The following is a 4,551-nucleotide window of genomic DNA, read 5'->3' as shown; positions in this document are numbered from 1 at the left end:
ACGGCAATCGCTACCTGCGCGCGCTGTTCGTGCAAGCCGCTTGGGTTGTGCTGGTCAAGATCAGGTGTTGGGAGCGCTATGGCCTCAACTCTTGGATCCGAGCCGCCAAGAAACGATTGCATCACAACGTGCTGGCGATTGCGCTCGCTAACAAACTCGCCCGAATTGCCTGGGCGGTCCTCAACAAGGGACGCGCCTTCGCGAGCGTCAAGACGGAGGAGACAGCGTCCCAACCTGCTTGACCCTCGCGCCGTGCGCGGGGCCGTCAAGGCGCAGCCTGGCAGCAGAGAGCAAGACGTCAGGACAGCACGACGGCCGGCCTTGACGACCCCTTGCGCGCGGCGCGTCTGCGCGCGCAGGCCGGGACGAAGGAACGACCGCCAGGCACAAACAAAGGAACAGCGCGAAGTGAGGAGCTATCGATGACGTAACAACACCCCTTACCCGCCGAGGTCTGCGAGAAGATGAGACGACGATGGAGAATCGGTCTTCCCGGCGCATGCGAACACTGGTGACCCAAATGGCCCGGTCGAGGCCTGTCCGCTAACCAGATCACATGCGCGCTGATATCCATGATGGCCCGGAGCACTGCGCTCCAAGCAGAGGCCGGATACATTGATGCAAGACCGCATCTACCGGATCGTCGAAATCTTCTTGCACCGCACGGCCGGACCATACATTCGGGTCACAAGCGGCAGAAGGATCGCTGATGCGAAGTCCGGACTGCCCTCAATACCAGACCGGCCGCAAGCGACGAAGTTGGTCGGCTTGGGGCCATAAGCGGACGTCCACAGCATCTTTGTTGTTCACGGCTCCATGAGGAAGTCTTTTCGCCGGACTACAGGAGTGCCAAAGCAGCCTTCTCCGCGTCGTAAGGAAATATCCATTGCGCCGCCGACATCCAGGCTTGCAACCTCTGCGCCTGTTCGGCCGGATCGCTGCCAGCAGATCGGTAGAACCGACCGGCCAGGCGCGAGGCTGCCTGCACGCGGCTGGTCCGCTCGAATCTCAGGTCCTGATAAGCCTTCAAGCGTGCCGGAATCTCGTCGCGTTTGGCGTGTTCCAGCAGAACGGCAAGCGCAAAGCCATCCTCGATGGCTTGCCCGGCGCTTGTCCAAAATGCGGCACCATCGGATGGGCAGCGTCGCCGAGAAGCGTCACATGTGCGCGCGACCAATATGGCAATGGCGGCCGATCGTAGATGCCCCAGCGAAACGTATGGTCGAGCGCCGCAATCAACTCTCGGACCGGCGCATCCCAGCCCTCGTACTCGGCTGCGAGCGCCCTGACGTCGCCCGGCGCGGACCAGGTCTCCTCCATGTCGCACATGCTGGGGACGAACGCGACGATGTTGATCAGTCGTCCCTGTGACACCGGAAAGCAGATGAAGCTGCGACCCTCGCCCATCCACATGTTCAGGCCGCGCAGCTCCGCGCCCCATGAGAGCTTTTGCGATTGTACCAACCCGCGATAAGCCACGATGCCTTCGCTGGTCGGGTGCGCTGTCAGGCCGATCTGGCGCTGGACCACCGAATGGATGCCATCTGCACCGACGACCACGTCCGCATCGTAGACAGCGCCATTGGCAAAGGTCAGTCGCGCTCCGCTTTGCCTATCTTCGACGGCCATACAGCGATGTCCGAACCAGACGGGGCCTTTCACCATACCAAGCAGCATCTCGAGCAGCTCGACGCGGTGAATCTGATAGCTCTGCAGCGTGGGCGCACCCGGCCTCGAGACATGCTCTCCCCGCGATGTTCGCAGCGTGAGACCCTGGCTCCTCGTGGTGATCTTCTCGACATCGTCGCAAAGTGAGGTGCGTTTGAGCAAGACCAGTGCATTAGGAGGGATGGATAGTCCGGCCCCTGCCTCTCGTGGCGACTCGGCGCCTTCGAAGACGGCGACGTTCATACCCCGCGGGCCCAGAGCGAGCGCCGCAGAAAATCCGCCGACCCCCCGCCGACGATCGCGATATTCAGTCTGTCGGTCATTGCCCAACCCATATATCGAACGTCTTGGTTCGCGAGAGCGATCGTCAATTGCCAACGACATCATCGAGCAGCACCCATCTGGTGCCGTCGAAACGCGCCATCCGGGCCTTTCTCCAGCCGATCCGGTCCGATGGGGTCACGTTGATCGTCAGACCGGGCAGAAACGTCGGCAGCTGGAGCCCTTGAATGTTGGTGGCCTGCCTGATGAGATTTTCCCGCGATAGGTCGTCGCCGCACTTCCTCAGCACCTCGACCATCATCTGAGCGGTCGCATACGGGAAAATTGATTCCTCAATATCGTCGTTCGATGCCCGCTCCTTCATGAAAGCCCGAAACTCCCGCATGCCGGCATCGTTATCCCACATGGGATCCTCTGGTGTCTTCAGCCAGAATCTGAATATAGATTGAGACCTTGCCGTCTGTTCGACGGTCACTCGGGCAACTTGATCCCCGCATCATTAATGACCTTGCTCCAGTGCGCCATCTGCGACTTGATGTGTGCGCCGAACTCGCCGGGCGTGCCGCCGGCGGGCTCCGCTGCGATCTTCGCGAACGCCTCGCGAACGCTCGCCTTCGCCAAGGCCTTGTTGATTGCCTCGTTCAGCGTAGCGATGATGGCGTCTGGCGTGCCGCTCTTCACCACGAAACTGATCCAGTCCGCAATCACGAGCTCCGGGAATCCCTCCTCGACGACGGTCGGAACGTTCTTCAGGGCTGCCATGCGCGTCGGCGCCGTGACGGCAAGCGCTCGGAGCTTGCCGGAGGCAATCAGGTCCAGAACAGGCAGCGGGGTGATGAACTGATAGTGGTTGGTGCCATTGATGAGATCCCCGATCGCTTGCGGCAAGGCTCGGTACGGGACGTGGGTCACGCGCACCCCGGTTTGAAGCCTGAACTGTTCCCCCACGAGATGGGCTGGCGTACCCATCCCGCCTGACGAGAACGTGAGCTTATCGGGCTGGCTTTTCAGCAAGGCGACAAGCTCCTTCATCGACTTGGCGGGCACTGACGGATTCGCAACCAGAACATGATGAGCGGTCATGACCTTGATGACCGGAGCAAAATCGGTGTCATGACGAAAGGCTACGTTCGGCAGAAGTGCGGGAGATGCCGAGGCGCCCAATGTGAAGGCCAGGATGGAATAGCCATCCGCCGGTTGCCTGAGGACCTCGCCGGCCGCAACCGTCCCGGCGGCCCCAGGCTTGTTCTCAACGACAATCCGCCAGCCTTCGCTCTGCGCAAGCTCGTTGGCGACAATGCGCGTGATGATGTCCGGCGGCGCGCCAGCCCCGCCTCCGACGATGATGCGGATCGTGCTGGACGGGTAGGATTGCGCGAGCGCCGGTTGGGCCATCGCTCCCAGGCTCATTACCAGCAAGAGGCGACCCCACCAACGGATTCCACGAATTGTTTGCGCTGCCATTCTGACCCTCGTCATCGGTGCGCAGCATTTGCTGCCTTCGGATGTCCCGCTCGCGAAGGATCGGCCTTGGTTATGTAAGAAACCACCAAAATCGGAGTCGATTCCGTGGAGCGGAACGTTGCGTTCCGGTTAGCGGAATGCTGGACTCCGCGGAGCGGAAGGGGAAGAATGGCTGAATTCGACGCGGAGAAAATTGACGGTGCCAAGGGTCGAAACAATCAGAGGATTGGAGCGAGGACTACAAGTCCTTAGATTCCTTCACTCAGAGCCGATTTCGTCGCTGCACGATATCCATCGCGCAACCGCGATATCCAAGCCCAGCCTGCTGCGCATCCTCAACACGCTGGAGCAGGCGGGTGTGGTCGCGCGCCGTCTTGCCGACGGTCGTTACCGGCTCAGCGCTTTCACGGACGTGGCGCGAAAGCGGGACCGGCACGACCGCGTGGCCGAGGCTGCGGCACCCGTCCTAGCCCGGCTGTGTCAGAAGGTGAAGTGGCCGTCCGATCTTTTCGTGCCGGCCGGCGGCTTCATGGAAAGACGCGAAACGAGTGTCGCGCACAGTCCGCTCGTGCTCCTGCGGCGGGACGAGCGGGTTGGCGTCCGGGTGGGGTGGCTGATGACGGGGGTTGGGCGTGCTTATCTCGCCTGGTGTCCGGAGAAGGAACGGGAGGTAACTTTGCGCACACTCCGGAAATCCAACAACCCCGAGGATTGGCTCGCGCGCGACCCGAGGAAGCTAGAGCGAATTCTCAGTGAGGTGCCACAGAGGTTACGCCACACGTGACCCAAGCCATGTGTCTGGTCCATACGGAGGAACGCCGGTTGATGATGGGGCAGCCGCAATTGCCGTGGCGCTGTTCGACGGCCGGCGTGTTCATGGCTCGATCAATTTTCGCTGGATCAGGACGGCGTTCACCGTAGAGGACTTCGCCGCCCGGCACCTTGCCGATCTGCAGGACGCCGCGCGTGAGATCGTGGGCTCACTGCAGAGACCGCAAGGTAGCTAATTCCCCAACGTGTATATGGCGGGGTCGGCTTTGGGTCACAAGCGGCGGTAGGAAGCGGTGCGATGAGAGGTCCGGTCTAGCCGTCACAGCGGACGTGCGGGAGACTTCGAGCTTCTTCAGCTCAGGGCCA

At 61.6% G+C, this 4,551-nt stretch carries 6 protein-coding genes and 1 pseudogene; 3 read left to right on the top strand and 4 right to left on the bottom strand.

The window, feature by feature from the left end; translation table 11 throughout:
• Positions 1-242, top strand: a pseudogene (locus tag IVA95_RS08470) (IS110 family transposase); the annotation flags it as partial.
• Between the two features lie 596 nt (positions 243-838).
• On the opposite strand, the gene IVA95_RS08465 reads toward IVA95_RS08470, so the two are convergent.
• The 4 genes from IVA95_RS08465 to IVA95_RS08450 all read right to left on the bottom strand — a co-directional run bounded on the left by IVA95_RS08465 (position 839) and on the right by IVA95_RS08450 (position 3,345).
• Entirely contained in the window at positions 839-1,030 is a 192-nt protein-coding gene (locus IVA95_RS08465; RefSeq protein WP_247510106.1) for a hypothetical protein, read from the bottom strand.
• Entirely contained in the window at positions 1,027-2,052 is a 1,026-nt protein-coding gene (locus IVA95_RS08460) for an FAD-dependent monooxygenase (RefSeq protein WP_256470173.1), read from the bottom strand. Before IVA95_RS08460 ends, IVA95_RS08465 begins: the two co-directional genes overlap by 4 nt.
• Positions 2,036-2,356 carry a hypothetical protein gene (locus IVA95_RS08455; RefSeq protein ID WP_247510104.1) on the bottom strand — a complete coding sequence of 107 codons (321 nt, stop codon included), beginning with the start codon at positions 2,354-2,356 and terminating at the stop codon, positions 2,036-2,038. Before IVA95_RS08455 ends, IVA95_RS08460 begins: the two co-directional genes overlap by 17 nt.
• 65 nt (positions 2,357-2,421) lie before the next feature.
• Positions 2,422-3,345, bottom strand: coding sequence for a tripartite tricarboxylate transporter substrate binding protein (locus IVA95_RS08450; RefSeq protein ID WP_247510103.1), 924 nt, complete (start codon positions 3,343-3,345; stop codon positions 2,422-2,424).
• Positions 3,346-3,613: 268 nt separating this feature from the next.
• Here IVA95_RS08450 and IVA95_RS08445 point away from each other — a divergent pair, with 268 nt between their 5' ends.
• Both IVA95_RS08445 and IVA95_RS08440 read left to right on the top strand, forming a co-directional pair.
• Positions 3,614-4,198 carry a helix-turn-helix domain-containing protein gene (locus IVA95_RS08445; protein WP_247510102.1) on the top strand — a complete coding sequence of 195 codons (585 nt, stop codon included), beginning with the start codon at positions 3,614-3,616 and terminating at the stop codon, positions 4,196-4,198.
• A gap of 64 nt (positions 4,199-4,262) precedes the next feature.
• Positions 4,263-4,421, top strand: a complete 159-nt coding sequence (locus tag IVA95_RS08440; protein ID WP_247510101.1) for a hypothetical protein — start codon at positions 4,263-4,265, stop codon at positions 4,419-4,421.
• The last annotated feature ends 130 nt before the right edge of the window (positions 4,422-4,551 follow it).

The sequence above is a fragment of the Bradyrhizobium sp. 157 genome (assembly GCF_023073815.1).
GTDB lineage: Bacteria > Pseudomonadota > Alphaproteobacteria > Rhizobiales > Xanthobacteraceae > Bradyrhizobium.
The sequence above is the reverse complement of the archived record's forward strand: the minus strand, read 5'-3'. Positions and strand labels throughout refer to the sequence as shown.